This window comes from Pseudoalteromonas undina, assembly GCF_000238275.3.
Classification (GTDB): domain Bacteria; phylum Pseudomonadota; class Gammaproteobacteria; order Enterobacterales; family Alteromonadaceae; genus Pseudoalteromonas; species Pseudoalteromonas undina.
The window spans coordinates 2,112,457-2,132,038 of the sequence record NZ_AHCF03000003.1; the positions used below are offsets into that span (position 1 = coordinate 2,112,457).

A 19,582-nucleotide genomic window follows, 5' to 3' on the forward strand; every position below is an offset into this window, starting at 1 on the left:
TTGGTGCATATAACCATATAATTGAGGAAGTACTTATGAGTTCGACCACACAGGTAGCAACACTAGGCGGCGGCTGTTTTTGGTGTATTGATGCGGCATTTAGGCGTGTTAGAGGGGTACTCAGTGTTTGTTCTGGTTACACGGGTGGACATACTGATAACCCAACCTACAAAGCCATTTGCACAGGCAACAGCGGACATGCCGAAGTGGTTAAGGTTGAATTTGATTCTAGTGTGATAAGCTTTGAAACCTTACTCGCAATGTTTTTTACCTTGCATGATGCCACCCAGTTAAATCGCCAAGGTAACGATATAGGTACTCAATACCGCAGCGTTGTGTATTACCATGATCAGCAACAACAATTGCAAACACAGGCCGTTATTGCAGAGCTGCAAACTCATGTTAGCGAGCCTATAGTAACAGAGGTAAGCCCAGCAACCACTTTTTACCCTGCTGAAAGTTTTCATCAAGACTATTACAATGAAAACCCAGAACAAGGCTACTGTAGTATTTTAATTGCGCCTAAGTTGCACAAGTTTGAAACCGAATTTAGCGAGTTTTTAAGTGAATAAAGTGCTTTAAAGCGCTAACCAAATAGCCCAGCAATTTGCTGGGCTATTTGTTTTTCGGCAACTAAAAGTGATAATTAAAACTGATAATTTGCCCCCACAAAGAAAGTTCTTCCTGCGCTGTTATAACCTAATAGCTCACCACTGGCAGCAAACCCTGTTGCTGCAGTAAAATATTCCTTATCAGTAATATTTTCTATTCGAGCAGCTAACGACAAATTATCGAGCAACTGGTAATTGGCTGCTAAATTAAATACCGTATAGTCAGCGAGTTCAGAATCATAATACGCAATTGATGGACGCGATGAGCGATACTGCATATCTAAACTAGCATCAAAATCGCCCCATGACTTAGCGAGTTGATAATTAAACGACTCTGAAGGCCTGCGTGGTAAATCTGTATTCGTCTTTTCATCTGTAGCATCTAAAAAACTAACATTAACAGAGTGTTCAAAGCCTAACGCTGAAAACTCAGCCGATAATTCTATCCCCTGCATAGATACTTTATCTATGTTAGTTGCAATATATTTACCTGAGTCTGCATCATAATTATTACTAATTAAATTATTGATACGGTTATCGAAAATAGCAATATCATAACGTCCCCATTGAGTTTCTAGGGTAACACCAAACTCATTGTTTAAGGCTTCCTCTGGCTTAATATTATTATTTGGTAGATAGTATGGGCTGTTAGTTACAAACGCATTAATTAAAGACGGCGCCCTAAATGCGGTGCCATGATTTAAACGTACCGTTACATACTGATTCGCTTTATATCCAAGCCCAGTACTGTAAGTATTGGCACGGCCGTGAAAGTCATAATCATCGGTTCTGATAACCGCATTTGCTAACCATTGTTCATGACTATAAAACGCGCCTATAAACAATGCGTTGTTATCGCGTTTTTCTTCTGATGACGTTGCTGACGAGTTTGATAAATCCTCAGACAAGTAATTAAAACCACCTGATAAATCAAGCTCTTTCGTTAGGCTATAAAGCCCTCGGTATTCAAACTCAACACGCTCTGTGCTATACACTTGCTGAACATCGGTGCCAGTTTGAGTATTTTCTTCTTGCGATATACTCAATGAAGTACTTTGGGTATATATTTCTGAGGCTTTTTTCCAGCCTAGCTTAGCGGTATAGTTTTCAAAATCGTAGGCATCGTTACCCCATGCGTTATCATACTGCGCTTCACCTTCACTGTACTGAGACTGTAAGCTCAACTTACCTAGTTCAGCCAGTTCATACGCTAAATTAAAGCCAATGTTTTTATTTTTGTAGCCATCATCATCGTGATCTTTGGTGTATTCAGCCACAGGGTCTTTGCCAGTAACATCAAAACCATCTGTCTCTTCATAGCCTAGATTATAATTAAAGCTAAGCGCCTCTTTTGCAAGCCCACCAGCAAGCTGATAATTACTGTAACTATGACTGCCCAAAGTAGCCGAAAGCGTATTATTTGAGGCTTTACGGGTAATGATATTAATTACTCCGGCTACCGCATCAGAGCCATAAATAGCTGCTCTGGCACCTTTAATAACTTCAACACGCTCGATACTATTAACTGGAATATTAGTTAGCGATACACTACCTGAGCTTGCATCGCTCACTCTTACGCCATCAACCAATACTAAGGCATATTTAGCGCTAGCACCGCGAACAAATATATCTGCTTTTTGACCTAATCCGCCGTTACGGACAATATCAATACCAGCAATGGTATTTAATATTGCAGGTAAGTCTCGGTAATTCGCTTTTTCAATATCAGCGCGGTCGACAACTGCCACACTTGCTAATACATCATTTATAGGTTGTTCAAATTTATTTGCAGTAACGGTTATTCTTTCAATTGTTTGCTCTGCAGATGCAGAAAAAGACAGCGCAGCCGAAATAGCCACACCCAATGCAGTTTTATTTATCATGATGTTCCCTATCTCTGCCCACCGCAAAGATGTTAATAAGTAAGATTACATCAAGGCCGGTCTCCGGACTCAGTTACCATAATTTAATACAGCATAACTTTACCGTTGCGGGGGCAGTGTTGGGATTGACTTCATCAATGAAAACGCACCAACTTCCCGATTATCCTACTAAAAAAATCACACCGTTGAAGTGTTTAGCAAGCACCTTGAAAATAGGCAGCTATTGTTATCTGTTTACTAAAAAATGTCAACGGACGTCTAAACATCTACAAATCGGGGTTTGGGGTTCGATGCTCGATGCTCGATGCTCGATGCTCGATGCTCGATGCTCGATGCTCGATAATTATCATAGGTCCAAAAATAAAAAAGCCAAACAATATAACGTGTTTGGCTAAATACATGTTGCTTTGAACTAAGCGCCTATAGTGCCTAGCTCGAAACAATAAATTAATCGCGGAAGTTTTTAAACTGAAATGGCTGACCTAAATCGGCAGTGCGTACAACTTGCATAGCAGCTTGTAAGTCATCACGCTTTTTACCCGTTACGCGTACTTCTTCGCCTTGAATAGCCGCTTGCACTTTTACTTTAGAATCTTTAATGGCTTTTACTACTTTTTTAGCCATATCTTTTTCGATACCCTGCTTTAGTGCAACGTTACGAAAAACATTTTTGCCTGCGCGAGAAATCTCTTGAAGTTCTAGGCTCGCAACATCCATTCCACGCTTTGAAACTTTTCCAGCTAAAATATCAAACAACTGCATAACCTGAGCATCTGCTTCAGCTTTTAATTTAATTGTTTTATCGTTTAATTCAATTGAGGCATCGACCCCTCTAAAATCAAATCGTGTTTCTAATTCACGATTGGCGTTATCAACCGCGTTTTGTGCTTCGTTCATTTCTACTTCAGATACAATATCAAATGAAGGCATGATGTTCTCCTAACTAGCTAATCTTAATTTTATGCGGCAATTATAACGTTAAAATGATAAATCTTTACATTTTTCTGCATCTTGTTCAGGTGCGATACTAATTTAGTTTGATATACTGAGGCTTCTTTTTTATACGATTTTAGGATTTTTTGTGACGAGGCGTGTTTACCAAGCTATTTTTTTAATTAGTATTGTCGCATTTACCTTCTTATTTGCTAAAGAGGTAAAAGGGGCTGCAAACTTATTTCCGCATGTAGATAAAGTGGCGCATTTTGGTATTTTCTTTTTACTTGCCATTATAATGGATAAAGCCTTTAAACTGCCGTTATATGCACAAATATTGCTGTTAGCCGGCTATGGTGCCGCAATAGAAATTATGCAAGATAGCCTCCCTTACAGACAAGCATCACTGGCCGATTTTGTTGCCGACTTTATTGGTGCGGCGAGCTACTTTTTAGCTAAAGCCCTATTAACACTGCGTAAAAAGAAGCATTATGGCTAACATACTCGTTGTTGGTGATGGTGCTATAGGCTTGTTATTTAGTCATTTCTTAGCTAAATATCACACAGTTTATGTTCTTACCAAAAAAGGCACAGTAAATACTCGCTTTTACAGCCACAGTAACGCTGCGTCTGAAAAAATTAACGCCACTTTCATCTCACAACAGCAATTAGCCCAAGCTCCCGAGTTTGACATTGTTTTATTCACTGTTAAAGCGTTTGCAGTGCAACAAGCCTATGCCCAAGTAAAGCCTTATCTTGGTAATAATACCCATATTGTACTGAGTCATAATGGCATGGGTAATGTTGAACAATTAAATGCACAGTTAACACAGCAGCAGTCGTTGTACTTTTTAACCACCAGCATGGCTGGGTTCAAATCAAACCCTAATATTGTGCAGCATACCGGAAATGGACAAAGTGTATTAGGGGGCTGTAATCAACTAGCTATGCAAAATCTTCAACAGTTTAGTGCGCAATTACACACTATTCCGCAATTAATTGTCAGCAACAATATTGAGCAACTTAGGTTTGAAAAGCTACTAGTTAATATTGCCATAAATCCATTAACCGCTCTGTACAATATAAAAAATGGCCAGTTGCGTGCGCCACAGTTTAATAGCTCAATTATTAATTTATTAACAGAGGCGTGCCATATTGCGACCGCGCTTAAACTTAATATTAAGCTTATCGATGCTCTCGAGCGCGCCTACAAGGTAATGAGTTTAACGACAGAGAATTACTCATCTATGCATCAAGACGTTTTGCATAATAGGCAAACTGAGATCATGGCAATTTGTGGTTATATTAGTGAGCAAGGCAAGCGACATAATATTGCGACCCCGTATAACGACGCTTTACTTGCTGAAATTCTGACAAAAAAAAGCGCGGAATAAATCCGCGCTTTTAAAATATTTAGCCATTAACGACGATAGACTTTTACAGTGGTAAAGCCTTCTTCGTGAAGAATAAGTGCTTGTAACTGGCTCATTACCCCTTTTTGGCAATATAAGTAATAGTCTTTACCTTTAGGTAAATCACCAAACTTAGTTGCTAAACGGAAAAACGGTAAATGAATAACTTCAATACCATCAATTTCAAGCGGAGCGGCATCTTCTTCCTCAGGTGAGCGAATATCAACAACAACCGCTCCCTCTGGTAACTCTGTAACTGACTCAGCTTCTTTAAGCTCTTGCTTAGCTTCAACATCGATATCGCGCACATCCATAACACGGGCGTTATCAATAACGGTATTTAATACATCAAAATCAAACTTCTCTTCTTCTGCTTTAATGACTTCAATTTTGGCTTTAACCGTCGGCTTTTTAGAGATCACACCACAGTATTCAGGCATCGTTTCTGCCATTTCTGCAGTGCCTATTTGGCGCGCTATATTAATGATCTCTTGCTTATCATGTTGGATAAGTGGACGTAAAATCAGCGTTTCGGTTACACGGTCAATCACACTTAAGTTAGCTAAGGTTTGGCTAGACACCTGACCTATACTTTCACCCGTTACCAAAGCTTGAATATTTAGTTTTTCAGCAACGGCACTACCCGCTCGCATCATCATACGTTTAAGCACAACACCCATTTGGCTGTTCTCAACGTTTTCTAAAATTTCCGCAACAACTGGTTCAAAATCAACAGTAATAAACTTAACTTTATGCGTAGAGCTGTATTGTTTCCATAGGTAGTAGCTCGCTTGCTTAACCCCAATTTCGTGGGCAGCACCACCTAAGTTAAAGAATAAAAAGTGTGTACGAGCGCCTTTACGGATCATCTGATAACTGGCAACGCCAGAATCAAATCCACCAGACATAAGCGATAATACATCGTCTTGTGTTGGCAGTGGAAAGCCCGCCATTCCTAAATGGGTTTGCGTCACTATGTAGGCTTTTTCGTCTTTAATTTCTAAACGAATCGTTACCTCAGGGCGGCTTAGCTTTACTCGAGCTCCTTCAACATGTTGATTAAGCCCGCCACCAACGTAGCGCTCTAGTTCAGTTGAAGTAAAATCATGTTGACCTATGCGCTTAGCACGTACACAAAAGGTTTTACCAATAATAGTGTGGCCAACTAACGCAATGGTTTTTTGATAGATGTCATCAAGGGTTTTAAAGTCTGTTTCGGTCACTTCAATAAACTGTACGATGCCAGGAATGCGCTGCAAGCTATCAATAAAATCAAGGCGAGTTTGAGCATCATCTAGTTTTGTAACAACTGAAATATTATCCCAGTTATTACGTACTTGTACTTTTTCGTCAACACGACGCAATACAATTTTAATGTTATTTTCTAACACTTTGGTAAAGCGTTTACGGACTGAACGGCTTTTAATGGCTATTTCAGGGTGAAGTTTGACGATAAATTTAAGCATAGTTCAACTCTTAGACTGCGGGAATTCGCGCACCCAGGCATTGGGCGCGGCGGATTATAGCAAAAAATTTAGCGCCTAGGAACTAACCAACTCAACAGGCTTAAGGATTCTGGGGGGCAGCATTTGCTAAAAGTGCGTACTTGTCTCTTAACTGATTAATTTTATTTGCGCTTTTTTCTGTACTGTAAGCCTTAAATAAAGTCAGTACTTTTACAATGCCAGGGTAAATATCTTGCTCAACCAGCACACCACTTAGTCTTCTTGCTTTCATATAGGGTGTCCAAAAGCTAACCGTTAATTTTAGCGTATGAGCAAGTTCAATGGCATCTTGTTCATCAATGGCAATAATTTCACTATCCCGCAAGGCCAAAATGATGTTACGTACCTGCTCAAGTAATTCCTGCTGAAAATCAATGTAACCCTGTTTTAAATGGCTATCGCGAGCAAGAATATCGCCAAGGTTGTCGTAAAAAAAATGATAGCGCCACATTAATTCAAATAGCGAATCTAAATAAGGGCCAAGATGCTCAAAAGCATCGTCGCCTTTATCAACTGGCTTAAAGTGAGTACTTAAATGATCACGATAAAGTGCAAATATATGGCGAATAATGTCTTCTTTATTTTTAAAGTGGTAGTAAAGATTACCCGGACTCATGCCTAAACTCGATGCAATATGATTAGTTGATATTGCTCTTTCACCATGTTCATTAAACAATGAAATACTGGTTTGAATTATTTTATCCTTGGTATTCATATACTCATTACTCAATTTTCGAAAATACGATGCTGCATTAAAACAATCCACTAGTATAAACAAATAGTCAGCGTTAAAACAATCAAGGCATGAAGTTCTTCACAATTTACTTACAAGGCTGCTTTGCACACTAAACACTGCTACACTACGGCTAAAAATAATAACACAGTAAATATTATGAAAGTGACCGCAATCTACCCAGGCACATTTGACCCTCTTACCAACGGCCACACTGATTTAATTCAGCGTGCGGCTAAAATGTTCGATACCGTTATTGTTGCTATTGCTCATAACCCGAGTAAAAAACCGTGTTTTACTTTAGAAGAACGCGTTGATTTAGCAAATGAAATTTTAAGCCATTTAGATAATGTAAAAGTGATTGGCTTTTCAGGACTGCTGGCTGATCTCGCTCGTGACCATAACGCAAATGTATTGATTAGAGGTATAAGAGCGGTTTCTGATTTTGATTATGAATTTCAGCTCGCAAATATGAACCGCCGTTTAAACCCTGATTTAGAAAGTGTATTTTTAACACCTGCTGAGCGTAATACCTTTATATCATCAACGCTCGTAAAAGAAGTTGCACGCCATAACGGGGATGTGAGTGAGTTTGTTGATAGCATAGTAATGAAAGCATTGCAGTCGAGGCTAGGGAAAACCAAGCATTAATAATTTTTTCAGAAAGTAGCGTATAAATGAGACGCTACTTTTAGACTCCTAAAATAAAACGGCCTTTAAATTTCTTCCCTAACCAGAGTATTTTTAATACGTCTTTATTTATGATTAAAACTATCGCCATAACACAATCACTGACAACTTGACCTATTGCATAAAGCGCCCAAAACCACCAGTAATCGGTATTATCCTGCATGCTGACATCGTAATGCATACCTAAAAACATGAGTGCATTAAAGCTAAGCCCTACAATAAGGTAATAAAAAGCAACAGGAATAATTTTGCCCTTAATAAAGTATCCCCAAATAACTAGCAAAACAATAGTCACTATATCAAACATAAACATTTTAAGATGAGGTGTCTCTGTAGTTGGATCAATAAACATGCTTGAAGTGTAAGATAGCATCATAATAAAAGAGAGAAGCAAAAGGTTTTTATTGCGATTGTTTATACTTGTCGATAGGTTATACAAAAAAGAGATTACAAATAACCAAGTTATAAAAATCGACATATAATCAAAAATCGCGACTAACTGCCAAAGAAAATCAGCCATTAATAATAGCCTTATTAATACTAATTTTTACAAGCCAATTTTTAAATTTCACTACTCTCAAAAAGTCTTTATTGATAAAGAAAATGGCTATCATCATAAAATCCATAAGATTAATTCCCAAAGAATAAAATGACCAGAACCACCATGGTGAGCTGTTACTAAAAACAAATACATCCAGATGCATGCCAAAAAATAACAGTGAGTTTATGCTTAGCCCTAATAATAGATAAGAAGATATAATGTTTTTATTTAAGAAGTTACTTACAACCAAAATAGCCAAAATAGTCATTAGATCAAAAAGTAATAGTTGCATGTAAGAAATGTTTTGAATATCAATAAACAAGCTGGAAGAATATGAAACTGACATTATCAGTGACAGCCATAAGGCCTCTTTTTTGGGTTTATTTATACTCGTTACTAATGAGTATAAAAAAGCCATTAAAAAGCCCCACTGAACAAATGCGCCGAGGTAAAGAGATACATATGGGTTGAGCAAAAAATTATCCATTTGAAGGATTATTTCGAATAGCTAAATTAAGTTGCTTTTTTACCTGTCGTTTTTTTAAGATATTTGTATTTATTACCAAAGAAATAATCATTAATACATCAATAAAATTTACTCCTAAAGAGTAAACACTCCAAAGCCACCATTCATCAATATTATCACGTACAAATAGGTCATAATAAATGAAAAATGTTAGCAGACTATTTATTAGTAAGCCTGGGATAATATAATAGCTAGCGAGGGGAGCTTTAAGGCAGAAATTCAATAAAATGAGAATAATAGAAATGGTTATATAATCGAAGAGGATCCAATCTAAATATACATTTTCTAATATCGGAAAAAAATCACTACAAAAGTAAGAGGAAAACATAATAGCGGCTAAGTATGTTAACGACTTGTCTGCCTTATTTATACTCGAAACAAGTGAGTATAAAAACGCCATTAAAAAACCCCATTGAGTGAAGGCACTTACGTAATCAACCATGCTGTAATCGATATACAACTTAGTTACAATCCCTTGCTATTTTTGGTCTTTGAAATGATGGTAGTATTTTCTTTTTGAACTTATGTAATCCCAAGAAATCTCTATCAACAATTAATACAACTATCATAATGAAGTCTACAAGATTAACTGTATATGTATAAGCATCCCACAAAAACCATGGTTCTTTGTTTTTTAATATATAGATATCTAGATACATGCAAAGAAAAAGGATTGAATTTATTGATAGACCAATAATTAAATATATAAAAGATGGGGTTGTTTTCTTTATAATTTTATACATGCATGCGAGAGCGATGATCGTGACAATATCATACATGGCCCAATCAAGATAAATTGAATCTTTCATCGATAGCCACGTATAAAAATAATCAGGAAGGGTATAAGATACCATCATGATAAATGAACTGAGTAAGAGAGTTGTTCCCCTTTTTACATCTAATGAATATACAAATATATTAAAAAAGAAAGTCATTAGAAATCCCCACATCGTAAAAGCAGACAGTGAGAACAACCCAAAAAGCTCAGTTAAAATCATTTAAAACCTTTATAATTATTTAGGTTTCCATGTTGGTATAACAGTACCACCACCTCGCTGTAAATCCGCAGTAGCAGCCGTCATCGCCTCTTTAGAAAAGCTTACTGTATCAGATTGTAGGGTTTTAGGGCTAGCAGTTTGTTCCATTGCAGGCTTTAATTGTTGCGTTTTATTGTATGCTTGCATTTGTACTTGGCTATTAGCTGAAATTTGCATGTAATTAATCCTTTTGAGTATTAAATTTATTATTGGCGCAAATTTAAATCACACCACCTTAAGCAGTACTAAGTAACTGCTGTAACGTACTGCATATGTTAGTTAATTGACTAATGAACACGTTACACAAAAATAAAGCAAACAACATGCCAACCTTAACTTTTCAACGTAAATATTTAAAAATCATTTTATTTTACTCAAAAAAAAACGCATCGGGGTCACCGTGCGTTTTTTATCCTAGGGATTGCTCAAGCCACGTTTTTACAGGGGATCTCCATGCTATTACTTGGCTTTAACATATATTCCATTGCGACTTCATCACAGTTTTCTTTGCGTAAACATAGCTCGCAATCTTTCATTACTTTTTCAGGTAGGCTCTCTTTATTACAGAAACTAAACCGCTGATTTTCGAAAAAGTCAGGTACACGAGTCAGAACAATGACACGCTTGAGTGCCAACTTTTTGGCTTTCACTAATAAGTGTTCAACCAGTTCTCGTCCCTGCCCCGTTACTGCGCTTTTAGGATCAATGCCTAATGAACGTATTTCAGCTAACCCTGTGTCGTAAATATAAAGTGAAGCACAACCCGATACCTGACCGTCTATCTCGGTTACGGCAAACTCATTAATTGAGTGCACCATATCACTTTTAGCTCGCGGTAAATTTTCGCCGACTGTTGCCCAGTGCTGTACGAGTTTAGCAATTGCTTCTACGTCATCTAAGTTGGCATCACGAACCGTTATTTGCTGTTTTTTTTTCGCGTCTTTCACCGCTTTGCTTACTTGCTCTAATGATGTACCGCCAAGCGCTTGGCGTGCTTTTATACAGGCGTCAATTTCAAGTACCGGATACACGTCATCTTCAAACACTGGATTTACTGATTTATACTGCTCTAGTGAAAGCTCCTCTAACGTTTTACCTTCACTAATAGCTAATTGCACCAACACCCCAACAATATGATGCCCTTCTCTGAACGGCACTCCTTTAGCGACTAAGTAATCAGCAAGTTCGGTTGCATTCGCGTGGCCACCTTTTGCCGCTGCAAGGGTTTTATCTGCTTTCACTTTTATACCTTTGATACACGCTTGTGCCATATGAATACACGCAAGCCATGTTGGCATGGCATCAAAAATGCCTTCTTTGTCTTCTTGCATGTCTTTATTGTAGGCAAGCGGTAGTGCTTTTAGAGTCATCATCATTGCGCTAAACGCACCAAACACCCGGCCAGTTTTACCGCGAATTAGCTCTAATGCATCTGGGTTTTTTTTCTGTGGCATTAAAGATGAACCCGAGGTCACATTATCGGCCAGTTCAATAAAGCCAGCTTCTCCCGAGTTATAAAAAATCAGGTCTTCAGACATCCGCGATAAGTGGATCATCGAAATAGACGCACAGCTTAATAGTTCCACAACAAAGTCACGATCAGATACACCATCTAAACTATTTTTAGTCGCGCCAGTAAATCCTAACCCTTGTGCAAGTGCATGGCGATCAATCGGGTATGCAGTGCCCGCAAGTGCACCACTGCCGAGTGGGCAATAATTCATTCGTGCTTGGGCATCTTTTAGTCGGCTTTCATCACGCTCAAGCATTTCTACATAAGCCATACACCAATGACTAAATAACACCGGTTGTGCACGTTGTAAGTGGGTATAACCTGGTAATATTGTGCCAAGCTCACGTTCAGCTAAGCCAATAAACTCTGCTTTAAGTTGCGCAATCGCTTTTAAAATATGATCGGCGGTATCGCGGCACCAGAGTCTAAAGTCGGTAGCAACTTGGTCGTTACGGCTTCGGCCTGTGTGTAACTTTTTAGCTAAGTCACCTACTTTTTCAATTAGTGCAGCTTCAACATGCGAGTGAATATCCTCTGCACCTGAAGTGGCAACAGCGTGTGGATTTGCTTTTACTTCTTCAAATAACTCATAAAGTGCCGATACCAGCTTTTTGTGCTCATCACTAGATAACACATTCACTTGTTCTAGTGCGCCAGCCCATGCAACAGAGCCAATTATATCTTGCTCTGCTAATTGATAATCGAAGGGAAGTGAATCGTTAAACTGTTTAAACGCTTCATCTGGACCCGTAGAAAAACGTCCGCCCCATAATGCCATGAAATTTCTCCAAACCCGATAATAGCCCCTTAATTCCAAGGGGCATAAAAAATTACTTTTTAGCTAATGCTGAAATTCTGCTTGATAGCGAGAATAAACGAATAAAGCCTTCTGCGTGCGATTGGTCATAAACATCGTCTTCACCAAAGGTAGCAAAATCTTCGCTATATAAACTGTTAGGTGATTTTTTCTGAACCGCAGTGACTTGGCCTTTATAAAGCTTAAGTACCACTTCGCCCGTTGCTAATGTAGACAGCGCTTCTGCACCGACTAAAATAGAATCTTTTAGCGGCGTAAACCAACGACCGTCGTAGACTAAGTGTGAAAATTCACCACCGAGTACTTCTTTCCATTTGCGGCTCGCTTTATCAAGTACTAACTCATCAATAGCTTGCAGCGCTGCCATGATCACAGTACCGCCTGGCGTTTCATAACAACCACGCGATTTCATGCCCACTAAACGGTTTTCTACAATATCGACACGGCCCACACCATGAGGTGATGCAATATCGTTTAATTTAACTAAACAATCATAAGGTTTAAGCTCTTCGCCATTTACAGCAACTACTTCACCTTCAACAACCGATAAAGTGACGTGTTCAGCTTTATCAGGTGCTTGCTCTGGTGAATTAGTCCAGGTCCATACTTGCTCACTTGGTTCACACCAAGGGTCTTCAAGTTCACCGCCTTCGTGAGAAATATGCCATGCGTTAGCATCACGACTGTAAATTTTAGTTGCTGACGCAGAACATGGAATGTCACGTTCAGCTAGGTAATCAAGCAATGATTCACGGCTTGATAAATCCCACTCACGCCATGGCGCAATCACTTTTAAATCAGGTGCGAGTGCGGCAAAACATGACTCAAAACGTACTTGGTCGTTACCTTTACCCGTACAGCCATGAGAAAGTGCATCGGCACCTACTTTACGTGCAATTTCAACTTGCGCTTTAGCAATGATTGGACGCGCCATAGAAGTACCAAGTAAATAAGTCCCTTCATATATAGAACCCGTTTTAAGCGTTGGGTAAATATAATCGCTTACCATCTCATCTTTTAAATCAACCACGTAACACTCAGATGCACCAGACGCTATAGCTTTAGCTTCTACGCCTTCAAGTTCTTCAGCTCCTTGGCCAACATCGGCAACAAAGGCAATAACTTCACAGCCGTAGTTCTCTTTTAACCATGGCACGATAGCCGATGTATCAAGACCACCTGAATAGGCTAAAACGACTTTTTTAATTGAACTCATAGGTGTTCCTTAACAAAATTTGGATTTAACAATGTAACTAATAGCGCATTTTGCGCATGCATGCGGTTTTCTGCTTGCTGTATAATTTTTGATGCAGGGCCATCCATTACCTCAGAAGTAATTTCAAACTCACGGTGTGCCGGTTGGCAATGTAATACCGTAGTTGCACCGGTTTTTTCTAACAATGCCTGGTTTAATTGATAAGGCATGTATTTTTCTTTTACTTGCTCAAGAGGAGTTGTATCCCCCATTGATACCCAGGTATCGGCGTAAACAACATTAGCGCCTACGGCAGCCTCAACCCTGTCACTTACCATTACAGAAGCGCCATTCATCGCTGCTATTTGCTCTGCTTTTTTAAGTACTTGCGAATCAGGTGAGCTGCCTTTTGGTGTTACAGCGACAAAGTCTGTTCCTAAAGTAGCGGCTAATAGCATTAATGAGTGCGTTACATTATTGCCCTCACCTAGGTAGGCAAGCTTTAACTGGCTAACATCACCATGTACTTCTTGTAGCGTTAAAAAATCAGCTAATGCTTGGCATGGGTGATATAAATCACACAAACTGTTAATCACAGGAACGGATGAATACTCACCGAGTGTCGTTAACGTACTGTGCTGATTAACCCGCGCAACAATCCCGTCTGCCCAAGTCGAAATATTTAAGGCAAAATCTTTTATTGATTCGCGGGCGCCCATTGCACCATTTTGTTGGTCAAGGTAAACCGCATGGCCCCCTAAACGGTTTATACCAATATCAAATGAAAGGCGAGTACGTAAACTTTGCTTTTCAAACAAAGTAACCACTGACTTACCAGCTAGCACTTGGCTATATTTACTTGGGCTTTCTTTAATATCTTGCGCTAACTTTAATAAATTTAGTGCGCCTTGTTGGTCTAATTCTAGACCCGTTAAAAAATCTTTAAACATGTTCAACCTATGGTGTTACTTTAGTTCCGACATGCTCGCCTTGCAGCAAAGCAGTTAAGTTTTCTGGCTTTTGCCAGCTGGAAATGTACACACCGCGTCGTAAATGTTGGGCAGCGTGAAGACTGGTCTTAACTTTGACCTCCATCCCGCCCAAAATTACTCCCTCTGCAATTAAAGTATCAATGTGTTTTGTGTCAAGTTGATGTAAAGGCTGCTTATTGGCATCAAGTACCGCCTCTACGTCCGTCATAAAAATAAGTTCTGCATTTAAATTATTTGCCATTGCGGCGGCTGCTTCATCGGCATTAACGTTGTATAACAAGCCCTGCTCATCAAAGCCGATAGAACTGATGATTGGTAACCGGCCAGCACTGAGTAAATCATTAATAATAGAATCAGCATTGTTGTGACATTGACCTACTTGACCCAATGCTTTTAATTTTTGCGAGGCGGTGATCCCTGCTTCATATAAACTTAACCCCACCGGCTTATGACCAACACTAATTGCTTGCGCCATGAGTTGTTTGTTTGCCGCACCCGCAAGGGCTCCAACAATATAAGGCATCTGTTCTTTAGGGCTAATACGTAAACCTTGGTGTTTAGCACTGGCAAAACCAGCCTCTTTTAACCAGCTATCAACTAATGAGCCACCACCATGCACAATTACAAACTGAGCATCATCTTGCTCGTTGAGTATTTCAAATAATGCTTTAGCGGCATTTTCAGTATTGAGTACTGCACCACCGAGTTTAATAACCCACGTTTTACTGCTCATCTAAACGCTCCTATTAGACCTGTAGTGTGGGGAAGCCCCATTGATAAATTAATACATTGCAAAGCCTGACCAGCTGCCCCTTTTAATAAGTTGTCAATTGCTGCCATTACTATTAACTGTGAGCCTTGCTGCTGCCACGCAATATCTACATAAGGTTGTTTGGCCACCCCTTTAATCGAAGGGATTTTGCTGCCAAGCAAACGAATTAATGGCTCATCAGCCAATACTTGATAAGCTTTAGCTACTTGCTCACTGGCCACACCCGGCTTTAATTGCACATAAATAGTTTCTAAAATACCGCGCGGGAAATTACCTAAATGAGGAGTAAATAACACCTCATGACCTAGGTGCTGTTGTATTTCAGGCCCGTGACGGTGATTAAACAAACCATAGGGTGCAAGTGATACCTCACAAAAATGCGTACCGATGCTGGCTTTTCGCCCTGCGCCAGTTACGCCAGAAACCGCATTAATAATAATTTTTTCATCACTCAATAAGCACGCTTGTTGAAGAGGCTTTAATGCATTTAATGCAGCCGTTGGATAGCAGCCAGCAACAGCAATTAACTGAGCATCAGCAATGGCTTTACTATTCCATTCAGCAAGACCATATGCCGCTTGATTAAGTAGTTCAGGGTGTTGGTGTTCAAAACCATAATAAGTAAGGTAATCATCATTACTTGCAAGACGATAGCCACCGGAAAGGTCAAATACCTTTTTGCCCATCGCTAAAAACTGAGGCGCTAAATCCACACTTACTTTATGATCGGTGCACAGACAAACGTAATCTGCTGAATGAGTGATATCAGCAAGTGCATGTTCATTTAGTGGCTGCAGAGGTAAATCAAGTAATCCTAAATGCTCAGGATACAATTCACTAAGCAATTTATGTTTATCTAAACTTTGCGCTGATACATAACAACCAGTTAGCGAAAGAGTTGGATGTTTTGCTACTAAGCTAGCCAGTTCTGCGCCGCTGTAACCGCTGGCACCTATAATTACTACGTTCATTATTTACTCTTTATCTAAAATTAGTGACCACATTCCATGTTGTTTGTTTACACTAGGGTATAACCCAGCCAAACAGGTTAAATTTATGAGTGATAACTATCGTCGTATTATTTTCATGGCGTAACTTCAACATATTTATGCTTAAAAAGTGAATTGATATTCATAGTAAATACTTTTATATTGTTATGCAATTAAAATGAATACTTATTTTGGAATTTTTTATGTCTCTGCCGTCATTTATTTCGATGTACCAGCAATTGATTGCTGCCCCCTCTATCAGTGCCATTGAAGATCATTTATGTATGAGTAATAAAAGTGTCATTGAATTGCTAGCGCAATGGTGTGAAAGCTTAGGTTTTAACTGTGAAATAATAGAGTTAGAAGGCAACAAAGGTCGCTACAACTTATTAGCAAAACGCGGTCAAGGCGACGGCGGTTTAATGCTGGCAGGTCACACTGATACGGTGCCATTTGATGATAGTCGTTGGAATCACAACCCATTTAAGTTAACTGAGCGAGATAACAAACTATTTGGCTTAGGTAGCATTGATATGAAAGGTTTTTTTGCTTTTGTACTGCAGGCTATTAGTGAGCTTGATGAAAAGCAACAAACACAACCAATTTTAATATTAGCCACCGCAGACGAAGAAACCACTATGGCTGGCGCACAACAAATCTGTAAGCACCCAAATTTAAAGCCAAGTCGCTGTATTATTGGTGAACCTACTGATATGACGCCAGTATTTACTCATAAAGGTCATATGAGTACAGCAATAAGAGTTGTCGGCCGTTCAGGACATAGCTCAGATCCCGAACGGGGTCTTAACGCCATCGAAGTGATGCATAAAGTGATTACAAAATTGCTAATCTTAAAAGAACAACTTAAGAATAAATATTCAATAAATTACTTTGAAATTCCTCACCCAACGCTCAATTTAGGTAATATTCATGGGGGCGATAATGCAAATCGGATTTGCGGTTGCTGTGAAATGCACATTGATATGCGCCCTCTTCCTGGCTTAAGTGTACAAGAGCTGCAAGCATTGCTGCTTGATGCAACCTACGATATAAATCAGCAATACCCAAATTCGGTCAGTGTGATTGATTTACATGAGCCAATTCCAGCATTTACAGGAAGCACAGACAGCGCGTTAGTTAAACTAGCCGAAAATATAGCAGGGCAAAAAGCGGTGGCTGTTAATTACTGTACTGAGGCACCATTTATACAACAACTGGGTTGTGAAACCATCGTCATGGGACCGGGTTCAATTAACCAAGCGCATCAGCCCGATGAATATTTAGCGATGGAAAAAATAAAGCCTTCGCAACAAATTATCAGCAACCTCATAAAGGCGAGTTGCTTTTAATCAGTAACAAAAAAGACGCTATTAAGCGTCTTTTTTATAGCATTTATATTTAACCTGAACTCTGAATAATAAATCTATCTCAAGCAGCTATTTTTAGCGCTAACTGCGTTGAATTTACTTGCAATAGGCTAGCTATTGACGCGTAAGCTCGCCTTGTTTTCACTGAAAATCTCTGGCTAGAGAAAATAAAAATAAATATCATTTTTAATTCAATATGTTAATAAACCTCTTAACCAGAGTTCAGGTTAGTTACATATATTTTCGTAAATACTTTTTAAATACAGGGTCGGTTTGAGCTAGTTCTTTCTGCTCTTCTAATATCTCTTTTAATATTGCACCTGATGTAAGCGGATTCGCAAGCACCACTCTAAATACCACGGTTGGTTGGTTATCATATTGAACTGGCGTTAAACGTGTACGCGATACAAACGAGCGACCTGATTCACGTTGACGTTTTTGCATGCTTGCAGTAAAACGATTAAGCGCGGCAAAGATATCTAAACGGGTTTGTGCGTCGGCCTGTGCTATCGCATTTTTAATTTGCTTAGGGACATAACGATAAGTTAGCAAACATAGCTCAGGTTCTGATATTAATTCAAAGTCTTCATCTGCTTTTATCAAATCAGCAAAGTAACGTGCTTTTTTAATACTGCGATCGATAAGCATTTCGTAGCCTTTACGACCAATAACACGTAAGCAAGCATGCACTAACATAGCCATACCAGGGCGGCTTCCCTCAAGGGTATGGCTGCCTAAATCTTTAGAGCCTTTACGTAAAATATACTCAGCATGGTGTTCGATGGCATCAGTTGCAGCAGGGTCTTTAAACAGCACCAAACCTGCCCCCATCGGTACATACATTTGTTTATGCGCATCAATCGTGATTGAATCTGCATGCTCAATACCTTTTAAAAGGTGCCTATGGGTATTAGAGAGTAAAGTAGCTCCGCCCCACGCCGCATCAACATGAAAGTGGCAATTAATCTCTTGTGCTAAATTAGCCATGTCTTCTAGTGGATCGATATTACCAGTTTCAGTCGTTCCGGCTACGCCAATAATTGCCATCACTTTAATGCCTTGCGCTTCAAGCTCTAGCGCTTTTTCTCGCATAGCAGCTACATCAACTTTATTATCAGCCGATGTTTTAATACCAATTAAATTCTCACGGCCAATACCTAATAAATCAACCGATTTGCCTAATGAGTAATGACCTCGCTCAGAGATTAAAACCGCCAGTCCTTTGTAACCATAGTGGAGCATTCCCGCCACTAAACCTTGTGCAGCAATGCCTTTAAAGTTGCCATCCGCTTTCAATAAGCGGTTGCGGGCAATCCAAAGTGCTGTAATGTTAGCTACTGTGCCACCAGAGCAAAATGCTCCTAAAGAGGTTTTTGCACTGTGCATCCATTTAGAATAAAAGCCATCATTTTGTCCATAAGCTAAATGATGCATCATTCCTAAAACTTGACGCTCTAATGGGGTAAACGCTTTTGAGGTTTCTATTTTTACAAGGTTTTGATTTAGCCCAACCATTAATTTCGATAACGGCAGTAAAAAATGTGGCAGAGCAGATGTCATGTGACCAATAAAGCTTGGCGCTGCGGTATGTACAGAATGAGCAACCAGCTGTTCCATAATATCTTGGGCATAGCAAGACACAAACGTTGGCTCTTCAGGGATAGCCGCAGATTGAAAATCTTTTTCTATTTCATGTAATGGTTTTTCAATTGCCGCGATATTTTCGTTTAAGAAACCTGCTAAATTACTCGAAATTTCAAGCTCTATTTTGCTCAAAGTTGAGTCAGGGGCCTCTGGAACGGTAAATATCCGTTTGAGGCTTTCTTTAGAGGCGACGGCACAACGCTTTTGATCCATCTTCATACCTAGTGTGTGACTAAAACACCTGTTAGTTTGTAAAACACGCTAATTTAAGGTGTTTTTAAGCAACGGCATTTCTAAAAAATTGCGCTAACTTTACTGCAATATGACAAAAATGTCTCGTTTTAAGCCATAAAAGACAATACAAAATAGATAACATTTCACTATTTTTTATATTTAGTACAAAGGGTAATTAAAATATTGGG

The 19,582-nt window shown here is 39.2% G+C and carries 18 protein-coding genes and 1 riboswitch; of the genes, 5 read left to right on the forward strand and 13 right to left on the reverse strand.

Features of this window, described 5'->3' with window-relative positions; translation table 11 throughout:
• The first annotated feature begins 35 nt into the window (after window positions 1-35).
• Window positions 36-572 (forward strand): peptide-methionine (S)-S-oxide reductase MsrA, encoded by a 537-nt coding sequence (gene msrA, locus PUND_RS13380; protein WP_010391049.1) that lies wholly within the window; start codon window positions 36-38, stop codon window positions 570-572.
• A 74-nt stretch (window positions 573-646) separates the two neighbouring features.
• Here the strand turns inward: msrA and PUND_RS13385 are convergent, their stop codons facing one another.
• Window positions 647-2,494, reverse strand: a complete 1,848-nt coding sequence (locus PUND_RS13385) for a TonB-dependent receptor domain-containing protein (RefSeq protein ID WP_010391047.1) — start codon at window positions 2,492-2,494, stop codon at window positions 647-649.
• A gap of 37 nt (window positions 2,495-2,531) precedes the next feature.
• A riboswitch (cobalamin riboswitch) is annotated at window positions 2,532-2,697 on the reverse strand.
• A gap of 244 nt (window positions 2,698-2,941) precedes the next feature.
• The gene (locus tag PUND_RS13390; protein WP_008113183.1) at window positions 2,942-3,424 is read right to left on the reverse strand and encodes a YajQ family cyclic di-GMP-binding protein; all 483 of its coding nucleotides are present in this window, start codon (window positions 3,422-3,424) and stop codon (window positions 2,942-2,944) included.
• 151 nt (window positions 3,425-3,575) lie between these two features.
• Between PUND_RS13390 and PUND_RS13395 the strand changes: the two genes are divergently transcribed.
• Both PUND_RS13395 and PUND_RS13400 read left to right on the forward strand, forming a co-directional pair.
• The gene (locus PUND_RS13395) at window positions 3,576-3,926 is read left to right on the forward strand and encodes a VanZ family protein (protein ID WP_008466003.1); all 351 of its coding nucleotides are present in this window, start codon (window positions 3,576-3,578) and stop codon (window positions 3,924-3,926) included.
• Window positions 3,919-4,821, forward strand: a complete 903-nt coding sequence (locus tag PUND_RS13400) for a ketopantoate reductase family protein (protein ID WP_010391045.1) — start codon at window positions 3,919-3,921, stop codon at window positions 4,819-4,821. The genes PUND_RS13395 and PUND_RS13400 overlap by 8 nt, the downstream gene beginning before the upstream one ends.
• Before the next feature lie 26 nt (window positions 4,822-4,847).
• On the opposite strand, the gene thiI is transcribed toward PUND_RS13400, so the two are convergent.
• Together thiI and PUND_RS13410 are read right to left on the reverse strand one after the other, a co-directional pair.
• A complete protein-coding gene (gene thiI / locus PUND_RS13405; protein WP_010391044.1) occupies window positions 4,848-6,305 on the reverse strand; it encodes a tRNA uracil 4-sulfurtransferase ThiI in 1,458 nt (485 codons plus the stop codon).
• Window positions 6,306-6,405: 100 nt separating this feature from the next.
• Entirely contained in the window at window positions 6,406-7,059 is a 654-nt protein-coding gene (locus tag PUND_RS13410) for a TetR/AcrR family transcriptional regulator (RefSeq protein ID WP_010391043.1), read from the reverse strand.
• 177 nt (window positions 7,060-7,236) lie between these two features.
• Between PUND_RS13410 and coaD the strand changes: the two genes are divergently transcribed.
• Window positions 7,237-7,728: a pantetheine-phosphate adenylyltransferase gene (gene coaD, locus PUND_RS13415; RefSeq protein WP_010391041.1), complete on the forward strand. Its 492-nt coding sequence runs from the start codon at window positions 7,237-7,239 to the stop codon at window positions 7,726-7,728.
• A gap of 40 nt (window positions 7,729-7,768) precedes the next feature.
• On the opposite strand, the gene PUND_RS13420 is transcribed toward coaD, so the two are convergent.
• From PUND_RS13420 to argC, 8 genes are all read right to left on the reverse strand, one after another.
• The gene (locus PUND_RS13420; RefSeq protein ID WP_010391040.1) at window positions 7,769-8,287 is read right to left on the reverse strand and encodes a hypothetical protein; all 519 of its coding nucleotides are present in this window, start codon (window positions 8,285-8,287) and stop codon (window positions 7,769-7,771) included.
• Complete coding sequence (locus PUND_RS13425; RefSeq protein ID WP_010391039.1) at window positions 8,280-8,795, reverse strand: hypothetical protein; 516 nt, start codon at window positions 8,793-8,795, stop codon at window positions 8,280-8,282. The genes PUND_RS13420 and PUND_RS13425 overlap by 8 nt, the downstream gene beginning before the upstream one ends.
• Window positions 8,796-9,847: 1,052 nt before the next feature.
• Window positions 9,848-10,048: a hypothetical protein gene (locus tag PUND_RS13430; RefSeq protein ID WP_010391035.1), complete on the reverse strand. Its 201-nt coding sequence runs from the start codon at window positions 10,046-10,048 to the stop codon at window positions 9,848-9,850.
• A 248-nt stretch (window positions 10,049-10,296) separates the two neighbouring features.
• On the reverse strand, window positions 10,297-12,162 hold the full coding sequence (gene argH / locus PUND_RS13435) for an argininosuccinate lyase (RefSeq protein ID WP_010391033.1): 1,866 nt from the start codon (window positions 12,160-12,162) through the stop codon (window positions 10,297-10,299).
• Between the two features lie 52 nt (window positions 12,163-12,214).
• On the reverse strand, window positions 12,215-13,417 hold the full coding sequence (locus tag PUND_RS13440; RefSeq protein WP_010391032.1) for an argininosuccinate synthase: 1,203 nt from the start codon (window positions 13,415-13,417) through the stop codon (window positions 12,215-12,217).
• Complete coding sequence (locus PUND_RS13445; RefSeq protein ID WP_010391031.1) at window positions 13,414-14,346, reverse strand: ornithine carbamoyltransferase; 933 nt, start codon at window positions 14,344-14,346, stop codon at window positions 13,414-13,416. Before PUND_RS13445 ends, PUND_RS13440 begins: the two co-directional genes overlap by 4 nt.
• Before the next feature lie 7 nt (window positions 14,347-14,353).
• The gene (gene argB / locus PUND_RS13450; RefSeq protein ID WP_010391030.1) at window positions 14,354-15,121 is read right to left on the reverse strand and encodes an acetylglutamate kinase; all 768 of its coding nucleotides are present in this window, start codon (window positions 15,119-15,121) and stop codon (window positions 14,354-14,356) included.
• Window positions 15,118-16,131, reverse strand: a complete 1,014-nt coding sequence (gene argC / locus PUND_RS13455) for an N-acetyl-gamma-glutamyl-phosphate reductase (protein WP_010391029.1) — start codon at window positions 16,129-16,131, stop codon at window positions 15,118-15,120. The genes argB and argC overlap by 4 nt, the downstream gene beginning before the upstream one ends.
• Before the next feature lie 221 nt (window positions 16,132-16,352).
• On the opposite strand from argC, the gene argE reads away from it, so the two are divergent.
• The gene (gene argE, locus PUND_RS13460; protein ID WP_010391028.1) at window positions 16,353-17,498 is read left to right on the forward strand and encodes an acetylornithine deacetylase; all 1,146 of its coding nucleotides are present in this window, start codon (window positions 16,353-16,355) and stop codon (window positions 17,496-17,498) included.
• Window positions 17,499-17,747: 249 nt separating this feature from the next.
• Here the strand turns inward: argE and panP are convergent, their stop codons facing one another.
• Window positions 17,748-19,373, reverse strand: coding sequence for a pyridoxal-dependent aspartate 1-decarboxylase PanP (panP, locus tag PUND_RS13465; protein ID WP_010391026.1), 1,626 nt, complete (start codon window positions 19,371-19,373; stop codon window positions 17,748-17,750).
• Window positions 19,374-19,582 lie beyond the last annotated feature (209 nt).